Annotated in this window: 16 protein-coding genes and 5 tRNA genes; 13 read left to right on the forward strand and 8 right to left on the reverse strand. The window is 39.8% G+C overall.

Features of this window, described 5'->3' with window-relative positions:
* Positions 1 to 116: 116 nt before the first annotated feature.
* Positions 117 to 593, forward strand: coding sequence for a crossover junction endodeoxyribonuclease RuvC (gene ruvC, locus MVE01_RS04230; protein WP_472560925.1), 477 nt, complete (start codon positions 117 to 119; stop codon positions 591 to 593).
* Positions 594 to 598: 5 nt separating this feature from the next.
* Here the strand turns inward: ruvC and MVE01_RS04235 are convergent, their stop codons facing one another.
* Both MVE01_RS04235 and MVE01_RS04240 read right to left on the reverse strand, forming a co-directional pair.
* Positions 599 to 2,335 (reverse strand): L,D-transpeptidase family protein, encoded by a 1,737-nt coding sequence (locus MVE01_RS04235; protein ID WP_472560926.1) that lies wholly within the window; start codon positions 2,333 to 2,335, stop codon positions 599 to 601.
* A 12-nt stretch (positions 2,336 to 2,347) separates the two neighbouring features.
* Positions 2,348 to 3,187, reverse strand: a complete 840-nt coding sequence (locus MVE01_RS04240) for an FAD-dependent thymidylate synthase (RefSeq protein WP_472560927.1) — start codon at positions 3,185 to 3,187, stop codon at positions 2,348 to 2,350.
* Between the two features lie 67 nt (positions 3,188 to 3,254).
* Here MVE01_RS04240 and MVE01_RS04245 point away from each other — a divergent pair, with 67 nt between their 5' ends.
* The 3 genes from MVE01_RS04245 to MVE01_RS04255 all read left to right on the forward strand — a co-directional run bounded on the left by MVE01_RS04245 (position 3,255) and on the right by MVE01_RS04255 (position 6,795).
* Positions 3,255 to 4,358 carry a deoxyguanosinetriphosphate triphosphohydrolase gene (locus MVE01_RS04245; RefSeq protein WP_472560928.1) on the forward strand — a complete coding sequence of 368 codons (1,104 nt, stop codon included), beginning with the start codon at positions 3,255 to 3,257 and terminating at the stop codon, positions 4,356 to 4,358.
* A 209-nt stretch (positions 4,359 to 4,567) separates the two neighbouring features.
* Positions 4,568 to 6,385, forward strand: a complete 1,818-nt coding sequence (typA, locus tag MVE01_RS04250; protein ID WP_472560929.1) for a translational GTPase TypA — start codon at positions 4,568 to 4,570, stop codon at positions 6,383 to 6,385.
* A 203-nt stretch (positions 6,386 to 6,588) separates the two neighbouring features.
* On the forward strand, positions 6,589 to 6,795 hold the full coding sequence (locus MVE01_RS04255; protein WP_472560930.1) for a hypothetical protein: 207 nt from the start codon (positions 6,589 to 6,591) through the stop codon (positions 6,793 to 6,795).
* Positions 6,796 to 6,813: 18 nt separating this feature from the next.
* Here the strand turns inward: MVE01_RS04255 and MVE01_RS04260 are convergent, their stop codons facing one another.
* The gene (locus tag MVE01_RS04260) at positions 6,814 to 8,025 is read right to left on the reverse strand and encodes a BaiN/RdsA family NAD(P)/FAD-dependent oxidoreductase (protein WP_472560931.1); all 1,212 of its coding nucleotides are present in this window, start codon (positions 8,023 to 8,025) and stop codon (positions 6,814 to 6,816) included.
* Between the two features lie 235 nt (positions 8,026 to 8,260).
* On the opposite strand from MVE01_RS04260, the gene MVE01_RS04265 reads away from it, so the two are divergent.
* The 3 genes from MVE01_RS04265 to purM are packed head-to-tail and all read left to right on the forward strand — an operon-like array spanning position 8,261 to position 9,830.
* Positions 8,261 to 8,575 carry an MTH1187 family thiamine-binding protein gene (locus MVE01_RS04265; RefSeq protein WP_472560932.1) on the forward strand — a complete coding sequence of 105 codons (315 nt, stop codon included), beginning with the start codon at positions 8,261 to 8,263 and terminating at the stop codon, positions 8,573 to 8,575.
* Between the two features lie 40 nt (positions 8,576 to 8,615).
* Positions 8,616 to 8,822 carry a hypothetical protein gene (locus MVE01_RS04270; RefSeq protein ID WP_472560933.1) on the forward strand — a complete coding sequence of 69 codons (207 nt, stop codon included), beginning with the start codon at positions 8,616 to 8,618 and terminating at the stop codon, positions 8,820 to 8,822.
* A 12-nt stretch (positions 8,823 to 8,834) separates the two neighbouring features.
* The gene (gene purM, locus MVE01_RS04275) at positions 8,835 to 9,830 is read left to right on the forward strand and encodes a phosphoribosylformylglycinamidine cyclo-ligase (protein ID WP_472560934.1); all 996 of its coding nucleotides are present in this window, start codon (positions 8,835 to 8,837) and stop codon (positions 9,828 to 9,830) included.
* Between the two features lie 27 nt (positions 9,831 to 9,857).
* On the opposite strand, the gene MVE01_RS04280 is transcribed toward purM, so the two are convergent.
* A complete protein-coding gene (locus MVE01_RS04280) occupies positions 9,858 to 11,312 on the reverse strand; it encodes an alanine/glycine:cation symporter family protein (RefSeq protein WP_472560935.1) in 1,455 nt (484 codons plus the stop codon).
* 145 nt (positions 11,313 to 11,457) lie between these two features.
* On the opposite strand from MVE01_RS04280, the gene MVE01_RS04285 reads away from it, so the two are divergent.
* The 6 genes from MVE01_RS04285 to MVE01_RS04310 all read left to right on the forward strand — a co-directional run bounded on the left by MVE01_RS04285 (position 11,458) and on the right by MVE01_RS04310 (position 12,476).
* Positions 11,458 to 11,534 (forward strand) — tRNA-Pro (locus MVE01_RS04285).
* Between the two features lie 45 nt (positions 11,535 to 11,579).
* Positions 11,580 to 11,655 (forward strand) — tRNA-His (locus MVE01_RS04290).
* A 38-nt stretch (positions 11,656 to 11,693) separates the two neighbouring features.
* A tRNA-Arg gene (locus tag MVE01_RS04295) sits at positions 11,694 to 11,770 on the forward strand.
* 34 nt (positions 11,771 to 11,804) lie between these two features.
* Positions 11,805 to 11,881 (forward strand) — tRNA-Arg (locus MVE01_RS04300).
* Positions 11,882 to 11,884: 3 nt separating this feature from the next.
* Positions 11,885 to 11,969 (forward strand) — tRNA-Leu (locus MVE01_RS04305).
* 93 nt (positions 11,970 to 12,062) lie between these two features.
* Positions 12,063 to 12,476 carry a hypothetical protein gene (locus MVE01_RS04310; RefSeq protein WP_472560936.1) on the forward strand — a complete coding sequence of 138 codons (414 nt, stop codon included), beginning with the start codon at positions 12,063 to 12,065 and terminating at the stop codon, positions 12,474 to 12,476.
* A 9-nt stretch (positions 12,477 to 12,485) separates the two neighbouring features.
* On the opposite strand, the gene MVE01_RS04315 is transcribed toward MVE01_RS04310, so the two are convergent.
* The 4 genes from MVE01_RS04315 to MVE01_RS04330 form a co-directional block, all read right to left on the reverse strand.
* A complete protein-coding gene (locus MVE01_RS04315) occupies positions 12,486 to 13,196 on the reverse strand; it encodes an OmpA family protein (RefSeq protein WP_472560937.1) in 711 nt (236 codons plus the stop codon).
* A gap of 28 nt (positions 13,197 to 13,224) precedes the next feature.
* Positions 13,225 to 13,491 (reverse strand): YMGG-like glycine zipper-containing protein, encoded by a 267-nt coding sequence (locus tag MVE01_RS04320; protein WP_472560938.1) that lies wholly within the window; start codon positions 13,489 to 13,491, stop codon positions 13,225 to 13,227.
* 68 nt (positions 13,492 to 13,559) lie between these two features.
* A complete protein-coding gene (locus tag MVE01_RS04325; protein WP_472560939.1) occupies positions 13,560 to 14,741 on the reverse strand; it encodes a replication-associated recombination protein A in 1,182 nt (393 codons plus the stop codon).
* A gap of 1 nt (position 14,742) precedes the next feature.
* Positions 14,743 to 15,606, reverse strand: coding sequence for a pseudouridine synthase (locus MVE01_RS04330; RefSeq protein ID WP_472560940.1), 864 nt, complete (start codon positions 15,604 to 15,606; stop codon positions 14,743 to 14,745).
* Between the last annotated feature and the right edge of the window lie 9 nt (positions 15,607 to 15,615).

Genomic DNA, 15,615 nt, shown 5'->3' on the forward strand with positions numbered 1-15,615 from the left:
TAAAGTGTTAAAAATCCTATATGTGAATAACTTCTACTATTTTAGCTTATGTTAGCTAAAATAAGGCTATTAAACACAGTTGAATAATTTTATTCACTATGTGAACAAAGGTGTGAATGAATATTTTAGGAATAGACCCTGGAAGCCGTAATTTAGGCTATTGTATACTATATTGGGATGGTAAAAAGTTTTCACTTATTGAAGCAGGTTTGCTTAAGATCAAGACCAAAGAGCTTCAAGAGCAGATAGTAGAGCTTGTAGAAGGAATAGATATTATTCTCAAAGCCCATAAAGTAGATGAGGTGGCTATAGAAGATATCTTTTTTGCCTACAATCCGAAGTCTGTTCTGAAACTTGCTCAGTTTAGAGGGGCCCTCTCTCTAAAAATACTGCAGGAAGTAGGATATTTTTATGAATATACTCCTTTACAGGTTAAAAAAGCAGTCACAGGAAACGGAAAAGCAGCCAAAGAACAGGTGGCATTTATGGTAAAAAGATTGTTAGGTATTAAAAAGGAGATCAAACCATTGGACATTACGGATGCTATGGCAATCGCATTAACGCATCTTCAGCGTGTGAAAATGCGTAAATAGAAAAGTTATTTTTTCTTAGAGCTGCCCTTAACAGGCGGTAACTGTTTCTCTCTCTGTTTTTTCATGGTGATCATACGTTTTTTAGGAATGCTAAAAGTAGCTTTTTTATGACCCTCAACTGATTCTTCAATGATTTTGTCATAAAGGTAGATATCGTATTTGAAATAGGCTAATCCATCTTCTTCATAAACAGTAAAGTAGAGAATATGTACCGGGACAGGTTTGCGTAGTTTGATTGTTGTAGGTTTGTTTGTAGCAATGATCTCTTCTATATCACTGCGAGAATAATTTCCTTTGGCATGTTCAAGAAGAATATCCATCAATTCAAAAGGTTTTGATACTCTCATACATCCTGAACTGTAAACCTTATAACGTCGTGTTAATAAGGTTTTGTTGTCAGTATCGTGAAGATAGACAGCATATTTGTTGGGGAACATGAATTTAATGCGCCCAAGGGCATTATTGTCTCCTGGAAATTGGACAAAACGGTAGGGAACGTGTTGTTTGCTGTGTTCATAAGGATCAAGCATATCTTGCGTGATCTGTATCTCTTTGTTTCCTTTGAAAACATGAATGTTGTTCTCTGCAAGATACATAGGATTTTCTCGAAGGACATGGATCAAATCTCTTTTTATAAGATTGTCAGGGATGGTCCAGGTCGGGTTGATGACCATATATTCGATCTGGTCATGAAAAATAGGAGTTGGTCTGTCTATACGCCCTACAACAATCCCCATTTTTTCAATCATCTCACCATCTTTATAATAACGTAGGTTAAAATCAGGAACATTGACTTCCACATATTCACTTTCAAAATGTTTAGGATAGAGCTTGGTTTTATCCAGATTGGTAATGATTGCCTGTATATTTTTCTTTGCAGGCTGGTTCAAGTACCAGGTCATGGTTTTATCTACCATACCGTCTACTTTAAGAAGATATCGTTTTTGATAGGTGATAACTGACTGTTGCAGAACAGTATCGAACTTTTTATCCAATGGTGCTGTTTTGGGATAATCACCGGAAATTTGAAGACGTTTTTTAATTTGAAGGATACGATCAGATCTGTCTCCGAGTTTCAAAGGTTTATTACTATAGGGTATTTTAGGAAATTTTTCCATAACACGATAATTCTTTAAAAGTCTTACCAGCTTTCTATAGCGTTTTTCCATAGGGAGCAGAGAAGCAAGATAATCATGGATATTTCCTTCCATAATGGCTATGATGAGTTGATCCTGATCAGGAAAAGCTTTGGCGGGAGGCATTTCCCATTTTACTTTAATATCATCACTCTTTTTGAGGGCTTTAAATTTTTTTTGTACCAGATCCCAGTCTACATCCCCCTGTACAATGAAACGCACCAGACGTACCATTGAATTTGTCAGCATGAGATCAAGCCTTGCATAGACAACAGCTTTTTTATTTTGGCTTATCTCTCCGTTATCAAGAAGAAAAAAGAGACGTTTGATCGATTTCTGATCAAAGGGCTTATTTTTATAGTTGAAAAGAGGATCTTTGAGTGCCTGAATAAGTTGACTCATTTTAGCTTCATTTTGCAGTCCTACCCATAAGGGTTTGTAATCTACCCTGCGATAGATATTCTGTACTATAGCTTGATTTTGACCTTTCAGATGTGTTTGAAGTGCATTTTGTATATTTGTGCTAATATTTTCTATGCTGAGGGTTTGTGCACAGGTATAGCTGTACATTATAATAAAAAGTAAAAGTAGTTTTAATTGTTTCAAAAAAGATTTTCCTTAGATATTTTTATATTTTTTGTCAATGAGTTTGAGGTATTTTTTAGGTGTGACCTCTTTCATTGCCTGAGCTAGCCATTGTATCTGGAACCATGCAGCACCGCTGTCTCTGAGATCAAAATAGTTTTTAAGGCTTCTGATGTTGAAAGTCACAACCATATCAACTTTCCAGTTATCTGAGACAATATGTTTGAAGCCGTCTCCTACGTTTCTTTTCTTCTTGCCCATTTCAAATGCTCTGTAGAGTGTTTCACTGTCCCCTTTACATTCCTCAATAAAAGGAAGGGAAGATTTGGCAATGGCATTGGTTATGAAATCAGGATCCCGTTTATACTGGAACATAAGTTTGTTATACATTGCCTTGATCTCAATTTCCAAATACTCTCTGTCACTAATGACAAAAAGATGAAGTGCAAGTATCTTATCTAAAAAGAATATAAAGCCTTCTTCATTCTCAAGTGAAGCAACAAAAGCATTGATAACAGAAGACATGGTATAGCGTGTACTTCTTACTGAAATGGCTTGAAGTCTGTGACGTGCATGTTCCTGAAGTACCCCTCTTGATGTTCCCTGAATAAGAAAACTCAGTGTAGCATGTTCTATAATGGAGTGATGGTGATGCACCCATGCAAGGTTTGCAAGCAGATCAGAGTCATCAATGTTGTTAATAGCATCTCTGTTCAAGTGCTGCATGGCTTCTTTAATACAGGCATTTTCAGAATTTTCAAAACTGTCATAACAGGTTCTTGCTGCGATTTCCGCTACACCAAGCCCACTTTCCTGAAGTAGTGTGACTTTTGGTTTTTCATATTCGATCTGGTACATTTTTACTTTTTCCATGATGTTTTCCAACTACTCTGTTTTTATTTTGCTACAATTATAGCAAATTTTATGAGGACATGAGGTAATGCAAGCTAACGAAAGATTTTTTCACTTTGAAGAGGATTTTAGAGATCCATATGCAAGAGACAGAGACAGAGTACTTCACTGCAGTTCATTTAGACGTTTAGAGTACAAAACACAGGTGTTTCTTAACCATGAAGGAGATTATTTTCGTACCAGACTGACCCATTCACTGGAAGTCAGTCAGATCGCAAGAACACTTTGCAGGATGCTTAAACTTAACGAGACTCTTGCAGAAGTGATTGCACTTTCACATGATCTTGGGCATACTCCTTTTGGACATGTGGGTGGTGATGAACTCGACAAACTGCTTAAAGCAGATGGGCACCCTTTGGGATTTGAACATAATTTTCAGTCATTCAGGGTTTTAACAAAATTGGAAAAACGTTATAAAGAATTTGATGGACTCAACCTTACCTTTGCAACACTCGAAGGTGTACTGAAGCACTCTTACCCCTATAAAAAACCATTTTTGGAAGGTTTGGATGAACGATTTGCTTTGGACAGACATCCAAGTCTGGAAGCCATGGTAGTCGATCATGCCGATGAGATAGCCTATACCTCTCATGATATTGATGACGGTATCAAATATGGGATTATTACTTTTGATGACCTGATGGAAGATGAACTTTGTCTAAAAGTTGATGAGATCGTGCAAAAAGAGGGTGTAAGCAGAGGAGAAACGCTTTACCGACATCGTTTTGTTGCAGGACTCATTAAACTGCTTGTCGAAGATTTTATTGATAATGCCAAAACAGGTGTGGAACAATACAGAAAAGAGTTACCGATCATTGCAACACTGGATGCCTCCTCTCCTCTTCCTGTAGGTTTTTCAAAGGAGATATCTACACAACTTAAACAGCTTAAAAAACTGCTGTTCATAAAACTTTACAGACATGAAAAAATAGCTCGAAAAATGCATGCCGGAAAACAGTGTATTCAAGGGCTTTATAGAGCATTTGTAGAAGATCCTGATCTTCTTCCTGCCTATCAAAAAGCACTTTTTGAACAAAGGAATAAGGAACGTGTTGCCGCAGATTATATTGCAGATATGACAGACCGATATGCTATGAAAACCTACCATGAACTTTATGGCTTGTCATTGTAGATCCTTGTACGACTCAGCATTTAGTGCTTCTCCTCTGACAACATCAAATAAATACCCAAAATAAATGCAAATTTTTGTTCTATGTAGATTCATGGTGTTGTGAGGGCACAACACCCTACAAAAATATAATAAAAATCTATACTATAGTAACTTTTCGCTATAATTCGCGAAAATTTATAAGGTATCCCCTTATCTTTCTAGGAAATATTATGCAAAAAATTAAAAACATTGCCGTTATCGCGCACGTTGACCACGGTAAAACTACACTTGTAGATGAACTTTTACAGCAATCAGGAACTTTTGAAGCACACCAAGAGGTAGAAGAGAGAGCGATGGACTCTGATGCTATCGAAAAAGAAAGAGGGATTACCATTCTTTCTAAGAACACAGCAATTACCTATGGTGATCACAAGATCAACATCATCGACACTCCGGGTCACGCCGACTTTGGTGGTGAAGTTGAGCGTGTTCTTAAAATGGTAGATGGTGTACTTCTTCTTGTCGATGCACAAGAAGGTGTGATGCCTCAGACTAAATTTGTTTTGAAAAAAGCGATTAGTTTTGGACTTATTCCTGTTGTTGTTATCAATAAAATTGACAAAGACGGGGCAGAGCCGGATAGAGTAATGGATGAGGTATTTGACCTTCTTGTGGCACTTGATGCAAATGAAGAGCAGCTTGAATTCCCAGTACTTTATGCGGCAGCACGTGATGGGTATGCAAAGTGGGAAATGGAAGATGAAAATAAAGATATGACGCCACTGTTTGAGGCCATCTTAACAAAAGTACCTTACCCAGTGGGTTCTCCGGATGCAGATACACAAGCACAGGTATTTACACTTGACTCTGACAACTTTGTAGGACGTATCGGTATTACACGTATCTTTAACGGTAAAGTAAAAAAAGGAGATGAATATCTTCTTGTAAAAGCTGATGGAAGTAAATCAAAATCAAGAGTCTCTAAACTTATCGGGTTTAAAGGTCTTGAGCGTATTGATATTGATGAAGCAGAAGCGGGTGATATTGTAGCTATCGCTGGATTTAGTGATATTGATGTGGGTGATTCTATTTGTGACCCTGTTAACCCTGTAGCGCTTGACCCAATGCATGTGGAAGAGCCTACGCTTTCTGTTATTATGTCAGTAAATGATGGACCACTTGCAGGACAAGAAGGTAAACACGTGACTTCAAATAAAATTAAAGAGCGTCTTGAAAAAGAGATGGAGACAAACATCGCTATGCGTATGGAACCAATGGGAGATGCATCTTTCAAAGTTTCAGGTCGTGGTGAACTCCAAATTGGTATTTTGGCAGAAAACATGAGACGTGAAGGGTTTGAGTTTATGCTTGCACGACCGGAAGTTGTGGTAAAAGAAGAAAATGGTGTCAAAATGGAGCCGTTTGAGCACTTAGTGGTTGATGTACCTGAAGAGTTTCAAGGTGTTGCCATCGAAAAACTGGGAAAAAGAAAAGCAAATATGACTTCTCTCAACCCTATGCCGGACGGTACCGTAAGACTTGAGTTTGAGATTCCTGCACGTGGGCTTATTGGTTTCCGTTCAGAGTTCTTAACTGACACTAAAGGTGAAGGTATTATGAACCACTCGTTCTTGGAGTATAGACCTTACTCAGGAAGCGTTGAGAGCAGAACACCAGGTGCACTGGTATCTATGGACAATGGTGAAGCAGTAGCATTTTCTATCTTCAACCTTCAGGCACGCGGTACCATGTTCATCAAACCACAGGACAAAGTCTACTCAGGTATGGTCATCGGTGAGTCTGCAAGACCTGGTGACCTGGATGTCAACCCACTTAAGGGTAAACAGCTTACCAACATGAGAACCTCAGGTGCAGATGATGCCATTAAACTCGTAACACCAAGAGAGATTACACTTGAGTCTGCGATGGAATGGATAGAAGATGATGAACTCGTTGAGATCACCCCAGAGTCTATCAGAATTCGTAAGAAGTCTTTGGATCCAGTGGTGAGAAAAAGATTAGCAAGAGACAAGAAAAATTCTAAGTAATTCGTAGGGTGTTGTACCCTTACAACACCACATATTCAAATAACAATTTTAAATTTTTATTGTATTCCAATCAGCGGTGTTGTGAGGGCACAACACCCTACAATTCCCCTTCAACCAAATCTATAGCAAACTAAAAGACTATTTAAATTCGTAATATTAGCTATATCTGCTATAATTAAAAAAATTTAATAGGAATTATGATAATGTTAACGGTTAAAATTATAGTTATAGCGATTGTATTATACATAGGAGCTCTTCTTTTATATGGAGTAAATGGTTCTGATGGAGGAACAGGATTAATAGAAAATTTAATCAACGGGGTGTCTATAATTATTGTAATAGGGGTTCTGTTTGGTTTATCTCTAAAAATTTTTAACAAAAAAGATGATAAAGATTCTCATGAAGAATAAATTTTTATTTCTTTAAATTTATTTCCCCACTCTCAACCCCGTCACCCAAGCCCAGTGAAAATTAAACCCTCCCCTATCTCCATCGACATCGAGTACTTCACCTGCGAAAAAGAGATTGGGTACGAGTTTTGACTCCATAGTTTGTGGGTTTACTTCGCTGGTGTCTATGCCTCCTGTGGCTACTTCTGCACCTTTGAAGCCCTTGGTATCATTGACAGAGAGTTTGAGGTTCTTGATAGTGTGTACGAGTTTGTTTATCTCTTTTCTGCCCAGTTCTTTTTCTAGCTTCACCCTACTCTTTGACTGCTCTAAAATAATGGCTATGAGTTTTTTGTTGAGTATGCCTTGCAGCCATAGCCCTATGGGTTTTTCGCTCTCTTTTTGTATTCTAGCGAGTAACAAGTTGGTAAGTTTCTCTTTACTGTACTCTGGCATGAGGTCAAGGCTGAGTTCACAGTAGTCGAAGTTGGCTAGTCTGGTGCTTACTTCACGGCTAAGGTCAAGTATGGCGAGTCCACTGATGCCGTAGTTGGTAAAAAGCAGATCACCTTTTTTCTCTGTAATGTATTCGCCATTGGCATAGAGTTTTACAAGCCCGGCTACCTTTACCCCTGCACACCCTTTGACCCAACTCTCTTGGGAGCAGAGCTGTACAAGACTTGGATGGCGAGGCACAAGCGTATGCCCCAACTTCGTAGCAAAGGCATACCCCGAGTTAGACCCACCTAACTGTGGGGCAGCAGGAGAGCCAGAGGTAAGGACAAGCTGTGTACAGGTTTTTGTACCCAGTGTGGTTTCCAGTGTAAAGGTATCTCCCTGTTTACTTACACTTGTGACTGCACACTCACAGACTATCTCCACCCCAATCTTTCTTGCTTCATATTCAAGAAGTTCTACCACCGAGAAAGCCTGTAGAGACATAGGAAACATCTTCCCCTCTTTGCCCTCCACCAGTTCCAGCCCCAGTGATGTGAAAAACTTTTCTACCACAGCAAAGTCATAACTCTCTAACACTTTTGCTATAAAGTCAGGGTTTTGTGAATGAAAACGGTTTAGGTTAATGTATCTGTTGTCAATGTTACACTTTCCATTACCCGAGACAAGAATTTTTTTACCTATTTTGTTATTCTGCTCAAGTAAAGTAATCTTCTGCCCTGCCCTAGCACAGCCAATAGCCGCTGCCAAACCTGCAGCACCTGCACCTACAATTATTATATTTTCATTATTCATAAAGAAATTATACATTAAATTTACAGAAGACTAGTCATTAAATCACACGGAGTGTGCTCTGTCATACCGAACACCCTTGAAAGCAGAGCGATTTGAGAGGTATGACGCTTTTTTTGCTTTGTTTTTTAAAAAAAAATGAAGAGAGAAACAACGCCACGGTTTTATTTTTAGGTAATTTAAAAAAACAAGGAGAAAATTTAGATAGGATAACACAAAAGTAAAAAAAGGATATCTAATGTCAGCCCTCGTAGAATTCTCCATGTTCCCTACCGAACAGACCCAAAGCAAAAGCGCCTTCGTAGCAAGAGTCCTGGATATCGTAGATAAAAGTGGACTGGAGTATCAACTCACTCCTATGGGAACCATCATAGAAGGTGAAACAGTTGAAGAGGTATTGGCAGTTATTAATCAAGCCTATGAAGCGTTACAGAAAGACTGTGGACGTGTCTATAGCTCTATCAAGATAGATTGGCGTGAAGGTTCAGCTAGAAGGCTTAACAAAAAGGTAGGCTCCGTAGAGGCAAAATTAGGACGTAAACTTAGAAGTTAGTTTTAGATATAATAACACCAAATTTTCATAAGGACTTTCAATGTTGTGTGCTGAAAGAATGCAAAGAATCGTACAGGCAATTATTTTGGGACTTATCTTGGGATTGGCAGGCTCTAAAATGTTTGCAGCAGCATTTGTAGTTACTGTAGCAATGATGGTAATGCTGTTCATTGCGGGATTGACAGGTTTCTGTCCGGGGTTAATGATACTTAAAAATATATTTCCACCGTGTAAGTGTGAAGATTAAAAGGATAACTAAATGTCAACTATTTCATATAAAGATGCCGGTGTAGATATCGATGCAGGTAATGCATTTGTAGAAGCAATCAAAGCAGATGTTAAATCAACATTCGACAGCAATGTCATTGGTGGAATCGGCTCGTTTGCGGGTGCGTATGCCCTGCCGACAGGCTACAAAGAACCAGTGATCCTCTCTGCCACTGATGGTGTCGGTACAAAGCTCAGACTGGCTATTGAAAGCGGTAGACTAGATACAGTAGGGATTGACCTTGTAGCCATGTGTGTCAACGACCTTATTTGTAATAACGGTACACCGATGTTCTTCCTTGACTACTATGCGACAGGTAAGCTGCTTCCTGAAAATGCAAAAGATGTTGTCGCAGGTATTGCAGAGGGTTGCAGACGTTCAGAGTGTGCACTCGTTGGTGGAGAAACTGCTGAGATGCCGGGGATGTACTCAGATGATGACTTTGACCTTGCAGGGTTTGCAGTAGGGATCGCTGAACGCTCAGAAATGGATACTGTAGCTAATGTGAAAGAAGGACAGGTGCTTATTGCTATGCCAAGTTCAGGTGTACATTCAAACGGCTATTCTCTGGTAAGAAAACTCTTTTTTGACAAGTTGGGAATGAGCCTTGAGACAGAATTTGAAGGCAAGCCGCTAATCGATACACTGCTGGAGCCGACACGTATCTATGTAAAAGAGTATAAAGCCAATAAGCAGTACGTCAAAGCTTTGGCCCATATCACAGGCGGTGGGATCGTAGAAAACCTCCCACGTGTGCTTCCTGAGGGTATGAGAGCCATTGTAAACAAAGATTCTATCAGAGTATTGCCTGTTTTTGAATTCATGGGTCAGTATGTGGACGAAGAAGAGATGTACAGAGCCTTTAATATGGGTGTAGGTATGGTATGGGTTGTTGAGCCTGAAGATGTAGATGCTGTACTTGAAAATACAGACGGGTATGTCATAGGTGCCTTAGCCAAAGGCGAACGTGGTGTAGAAATGGTGTAGAGTGCGTTTGCCAACGCACTTTTTAAATCATTTATCTTCTTTTTTAATTCTCTCTTCCTCCAATGCACCGTTCTTTAACTTTCGTGTGTACTCTTTGAGATCATTTTTTACATCGCCTTGGAGTATGTAAAGTCCTATAAGGTTTGGCAGTGCCATAGAGAGAAAGAGCAGATCGGTCAGATCTACCAGGGGACCAAGTTTTTCTACCAGTGAAGCCAAGATGATCACCATAAGAAAAATGAGTTTAAAAATAATGCCTGATTTTGCACCAAAGAGGTAGACCCATGCTCTCTCTCCATAGTATGACCAGGAGATCATGGTCGAGAAGGCAAAGAGACTTACTGAAACAGTCAGGATGATGGGGAACCAGCTGATCACTGTACCGTAAGCAGCGGAAGTAAGTGCTGCACCCTGCTTAGCTTCAATAATAGCATCCAATGTCTCTGTTCCTCCACTGTAAACACCGGTAATAACGACGACAAGAGCAGTCATAGTACAAATGATCACCGTATCAATAAATGGCTCATACAAGGCTACCATTCCTTGGCGTACGGGGTATTTGACTTTTGCAGGTGCATGGGCGATAGGGGCTGAACCAATACCTGCTTCAGAAGAGAAAGAGGCACGTTTGAACCCCTGTACCATAACCCCTACCATCCCCCCGGCTACAGCAACAGGTGCAAAGGCACTTTTAATGATGAGAGCAAATGCTTCAGGGATGACTGCATAATTGATAATAAGAATATAAAGTGATGCACTTACATATATAATAACCATAAGTGGTACGATTTTTTCAGTAACATGGGCAATGGATCGCACACCACCAATAATAACCATACCGGTAAGAAGTGCCAGCCCTACACCGAATATCCAGGGTTGTGCGGCAAGTAAAGGGATTTGTCCTTTTACTGCTCCAAGGGCTTGAGAGACTTGAAATGCGTTGCCTCCCCCTAAAGAACCGCCAAGCATAAAAATAGCAAAAATAAGTGCAAGAAATTTTCCCAGAGTAGGCAGACCTTTCTCTCTTAGTCCTTCAGAAAGATATCGCATCCCTCCACCCATCACTGTACCGTCAGGCAGAAATTTTCTATATTGTAAAGAGAGCGTCACTTCTGTAAACTTTAAAGTCATATTAAGCAATCCGGCTATGATCATCCAAAATGTAGCGCCTGCTCCACCGATCATAATGGCTACAGCAACACCAGCAATGTTCCCCAATCCTACTGTTGCAGAAAGTGCTGTGGTAAGAGATTGAAAAGGGGTAATAAGACCTACATCTTCCCTTGTTTGCCATTTTCCAAGCATGACTTCAAAGGCATGTTTAAAAAATCGTAAGTTTGGAAAACCCATAATCACAGTAAAATAGATAGCTGCAAAGAAGAGCCAAGCTACAAGAAAAGGGATAGATATACCATCTACTTGATGGAATAGAATATCAAAAAAAAGAATATTCCCTAAGAACTCATTGATCGATCCTAACATCTGGCTTCCTTTAAAATTAAGAGATAAAATATTATACACAGTGAGCCCTAAAATAGGGGATAATTAATGTTTTTTTATTTTTTTTCTAAAATCTATTGACAAATGGAAACCTTTTGACTATAATTGCAGTCCTTTTTCAAGGTAACGGAGTGTAGCGCAGTCTGGTAGCGCACCTGGTTTGGGACCAGGGGGTCGAAGGTTCGAGTCCTTTCACTCCGACCATTTAGATTTTTAACATTTAATAATAAGTAAACATATTTAATTATGGTGGACGTAGTTCAGCTGGTAGAGCACCTGTTTGTGGCACAGGTTGTCGCGGGTTCGAGCCCCGTCGTCCACCCCATTGGTAATTAATACAGGGTAACCACCTGAAATGATGAAGCGCTTGTGGCTCAATTGGATAGAGCATCAGACTTCGGATCTGAGGGTTAGAGGTTCGAGTCCTCTCAGGCGTACCATTTAATGTACCTGATATGTTATTTATTATATTGTGCACTCATAGCTCAGCTGGATAGAGCATCGCCCTTCTAAGGCGAGGGTCTTAGGTTCGAATCCTAATGGGTGTACCACATGCGGATGTGGTGAAATTGGTATACACGCCAGACTTAGGATCTGGTGCTTTACGGCGTGGAGGTTCGAGTCCTCTCATCCGCACCACTACTTTAAATATAACTTCAAAACTTTAAATCAACATATTATTTTAAAACTTATAGTATAATCTATGCATAAAATTATAGATTGGATTTTACTATGGACAAGAGTTTATTTATTTTTATTCTGATAGGTTTAGGATTTCTCTATTTTGTTACGAATTTTGTAGGCGATATTCAAAAAGAAGATGAAACGTATCAAAACAATGAGTATCAGCAAGAACATAAATATGATCAGTATCAGAGTGTGGACAGTATTGGTCAGAAGATATTAAATCTTACCGGAGCAGATACTAAAACACAGATCGCTGCCTGGAATGCAAGTGAACTTAAACAAGAATTTCTTGAGCTTTTTCCTGATTTTTCTGATATGAAACGCTTTGTAAAAGAGAGAGTACGTGGAGATACACTTAAAACAAAACTACTCAGCCAAATTAACACTGTAGAGAGTAAGTTCTTTTCAGGCACTATGAATGCCGAACAGGCCAAGCAGGCGCTTGACCGTTTCCAATAATCCTTAACTTTAACGACAAGGGTCGGACATCATATTCCTGTCGGCATAGAGATAAACCTCTACACGTCTGTTCAATGCTCTGTTCGTTGCATTGTTATTTGGTGCTATTGCTTTAGAGTATGAACATCCTTTGGTCAGTGGTCTACCGTTCACAGCAAGAATATTTGCTACAGTATTGGCTCTTCTTTGAGAAAGACTTTGGTTGTAGGTATAACTTCCCCGATTATCAGTAAATCCGGCAACACCGACTATTGTTTGCGGATAACGTTCTAAGAGACGAGCCACCTTATTGACTTTGTATCTGGCGTTAGGCTGAAGTCTGGATGAATCTGTTGCAAACATCATACGATCTCTGAACATGATCTTTACATAGTTTGGGTGTTTTGAAACAATAATATTTCTATTTGGGTCAAGCGCTGCAAGAGGATCATTGTCTACACCTGTTCCCAGGGCACGGGCTACCTCATTGGCTTGCTGATCCAGACTATATCCAATACCTCCACCTACGGCAGCACCTAGTAGACCACCAATAAGAGCTCTTTGTCCTCTATGGTGACCTTTTGTATTGTAACCTATGAGCGCACCTGCCAAGGCACCTGTTGCAGCACCTGTTTTTGTACGATCATAGCTGTTGTCCTGTACCAGACCGGGTTGATTGTAGCATCCCCCCAGCATAAAAGCAGCTATGGTAGATGCGAGTATGGGTTTTAATAATTTCATTTAATCTCCTTTTAAATTAATGTGAAGGCTATTGCCATCCACCTGTTTGTTGTGTTGGTTCATTGCTTGATGCTTGACCTATAGCACCACCGGCTAATGCACCTAAAACAGCACCTGCTGCGATATTGCTACCGCTCCCGTCTCCAATATTACCACCGATCACAGCACCTGATACTGCACCTACAGCAGCTCCAGTCTGTACATCTGGGTTGGAAAGCATTTCTTCATTCGCACAGCCGTTTAAAAGCATACCCGATATAAATGTTATAGAAAGAAATATAAATATTTTATTCATCTGTTTATCCTTTTTTTTTATTATAGCATAAAAAATGTGGGGGAAATGTGGATCAAGTATGGGATATTTTAAGAGTTTATAATTTTTTCATGCCACTGCCAGAGTGTTTTTTCAAAACCTATTTGCTGTGTTTGATAAAAATGTAAGGGGCTAGAGAGATAAGACTGTTCTACCCATCCTCCGAAATCATGAGGATATTGATAGGTCTTGGCATGGGTTTTAATATGAGAGGGAATAGGGTGTATCTCTCCTTCTTGAATGGCTTTGAGTGCACTGTTTATAGCTATATAGCTACTGTTTGATTTAGGAGAGGAAGCAAGATAGATCACCAGTTGTGAGAGTGAGATCCTTGCTTCAGGGTAGCCGATATGTTTGACGATATTCAGTGTAGAGCTTGCCAGATTCAGGGCAGGGGGATTGGCATTGCCTATGTCTTCACTTGCTAGAATAGCCAACCTTCTTGCAATGAATTCTGCCGGTTCGCCTCCATCAATAAGCCTTGCCAGATAATAGATGGCGGCATCTATATCGGAGCCTCTGATACTTTTGATCATAGCAGAGGTAAGCGCATAGTGACTTTCACTCTCGGAACTCCCAGCCTGCATGGCATGGGGACGTATTTGTTTAAGTGTTTTAAGTGTAATAGGAGACTCTATGGCTGCTGCACTCTCCATAAGGTTCAGCATGGCCCTTGCGTCACCTCCGCTGGAAAAAAGAAGATACTCTTTTGCATCCTCTTCAACTAAGAAATTTTCAAGTGTAATAATATGATCCAGATATTTTGACATCTCTGTCCGATTGATTGCGTTGAGTTCAAAAAGATGGGAGCGTGAACGCATGGCGGCAGTTAAAGAGTAGTAAGGGTTTTCTGTAGATGCCCCGATGATCAGTGCCGCACTGTTTTCCATAAAAGGAAGAAGTACCTCTTGCTGATTCTTACTGAGCCTATGCACTTCATCGATGAAAATAAGAGGTTTCTGCAGAGCATTGGTGTACTCCTTAAATATTTTACGCAGATCCTCTATTTTGAGGGTAGTTGCATTCATTTCATAAAAAGGTCTCTCCAGCACAGAAGCGATTACTCTTGCAAGGGTGGTTTTTCCGCAGCCTGGAGGACCATAGAGAAAAATATGGGGAAGAGTTTCTGAAAGTATGAGTTTTTTAAGTACACCATTTTCCCCCAAAATATGGTCTTGTCCGATGATCTCATTTAACGCTTTTGGACGATATTTAAGTGCAAGATTTGTCATTTTAATTTTTTTTATATGATCTTTTGGATTGAAATTCTTTTTTGTCTTTGTTCTGGGCTTCTTGCTTTTGTGCGTTTGCCCTGTTTTTACTCTGGGCTATAGCATTTGCTTTTTTACGTTTCATGAACTGATGTATATCATCATATTCTTTGTGTGAAAAGAAGCGTGTTTTGTTGGTAGGAAGATTATTGAGTTCAATACCGCCGAATGCAACACGCTTGAGGTCAAGCACTTTGGCATCAAAATGCGCAAAAAAGCGTCGCAGTTCCCGGTTTTTTCCTTCGGTAATTGTCACACGGAGCTTGGTAAAACTTTTTCCTTCGGCTCTTATCTCATAATGTGAGAAAGGAGCAAATTCCATACTGTATATCTTACTTTTCTCATGGGCTCCTGCTCGGGCATCATCAAGTACCAGCCCCTCTTGCATGGCATTGATCATCTCCTGGGTGACAGGTTTGTCTATCTTAAGATTATAGGTACGGTCCAAACCACTCTCCATCAGCGCTGTAGCTACTTCTATATTGTCCGTTAAGAGCAAAAGTCCTTCTGAGGCATAGTCCAATCTACCAACAGGTACAAAGTGCCTGAATTTCCCTGGAAGCTTATGATAGATCGTTGCACGTCCCCGATCATCTTTTTTGGTAACCAAGACACCTTTTGGCTTGTTGTAAACAATAACCGTAAGTTCATTACTTTTCTCTTTAATACGTTGACCTTTGACAAAGACAGTATCCTCTTCCTGCACTTCATAGGCAAAATCCTGAAGTATTTTTTTATTCAGTGTGACCTCGCCTGCTTCTATGAGTCTGTCAGCTTCGCGCCTTGAGTATTTACTGTTATGTGAAATATATTTATTGAGTCTCATACTTTTTGC

This window comes from Sulfurovum sp. (assembly GCA_026990595.1).
GTDB lineage: Bacteria > Campylobacterota > Campylobacteria > Campylobacterales > Sulfurovaceae > Sulfurovum.

Coding starts and splice junctions, on each gene's coding strand:
- ruvC (WP_472560925.1), top strand. CDS start 117: ATGAATATTTTAGGAATAGACCCTGGAAGCCGTAATTTAGGCTATTGT.
- MVE01_RS04240 (WP_472560927.1), bottom strand. CDS start 3,187: ATGGAAAAAGTAAAAATGTACCAGATCGAATATGAAAAACCAAAAGTC.
- MVE01_RS04245 (WP_472560928.1), top strand. CDS start 3,255: ATGCAAGCTAACGAAAGATTTTTTCACTTTGAAGAGGATTTTAGAGAT.
- typA (WP_472560929.1), top strand. CDS start 4,568: ATGCAAAAAATTAAAAACATTGCCGTTATCGCGCACGTTGACCACGGT.
- MVE01_RS04255 (WP_472560930.1), top strand. CDS start 6,589: ATGTTAACGGTTAAAATTATAGTTATAGCGATTGTATTATACATAGGA.
- MVE01_RS04260 (WP_472560931.1), bottom strand. CDS start 8,025: ATGAATAATGAAAATATAATAATTGTAGGTGCAGGTGCTGCAGGTTTG.
- MVE01_RS04265 (WP_472560932.1), top strand. CDS start 8,261: ATGTCAGCCCTCGTAGAATTCTCCATGTTCCCTACCGAACAGACCCAA.
- MVE01_RS04270 (WP_472560933.1), top strand. CDS start 8,616: ATGTTGTGTGCTGAAAGAATGCAAAGAATCGTACAGGCAATTATTTTG.
- purM (WP_472560934.1), top strand. CDS start 8,835: ATGTCAACTATTTCATATAAAGATGCCGGTGTAGATATCGATGCAGGT.
- MVE01_RS04280 (WP_472560935.1), bottom strand. CDS start 11,312: ATGTTAGGATCGATCAATGAGTTCTTAGGGAATATTCTTTTTTTTGAT.
- MVE01_RS04310 (WP_472560936.1), top strand. CDS start 12,063: ATGGACAAGAGTTTATTTATTTTTATTCTGATAGGTTTAGGATTTCTC.
- MVE01_RS04315 (WP_472560937.1), bottom strand. CDS start 13,196: ATGAAATTATTAAAACCCATACTCGCATCTACCATAGCTGCTTTTATG.
- MVE01_RS04320 (WP_472560938.1), bottom strand. CDS start 13,491: ATGAATAAAATATTTATATTTCTTTCTATAACATTTATATCGGGTATG.
- MVE01_RS04325 (WP_472560939.1), bottom strand. CDS start 14,741: ATGACAAATCTTGCACTTAAATATCGTCCAAAAGCGTTAAATGAGATC.
- MVE01_RS04330 (WP_472560940.1), bottom strand. CDS start 15,606: ATGAGACTCAATAAATATATTTCACATAACAGTAAATACTCAAGGCGC.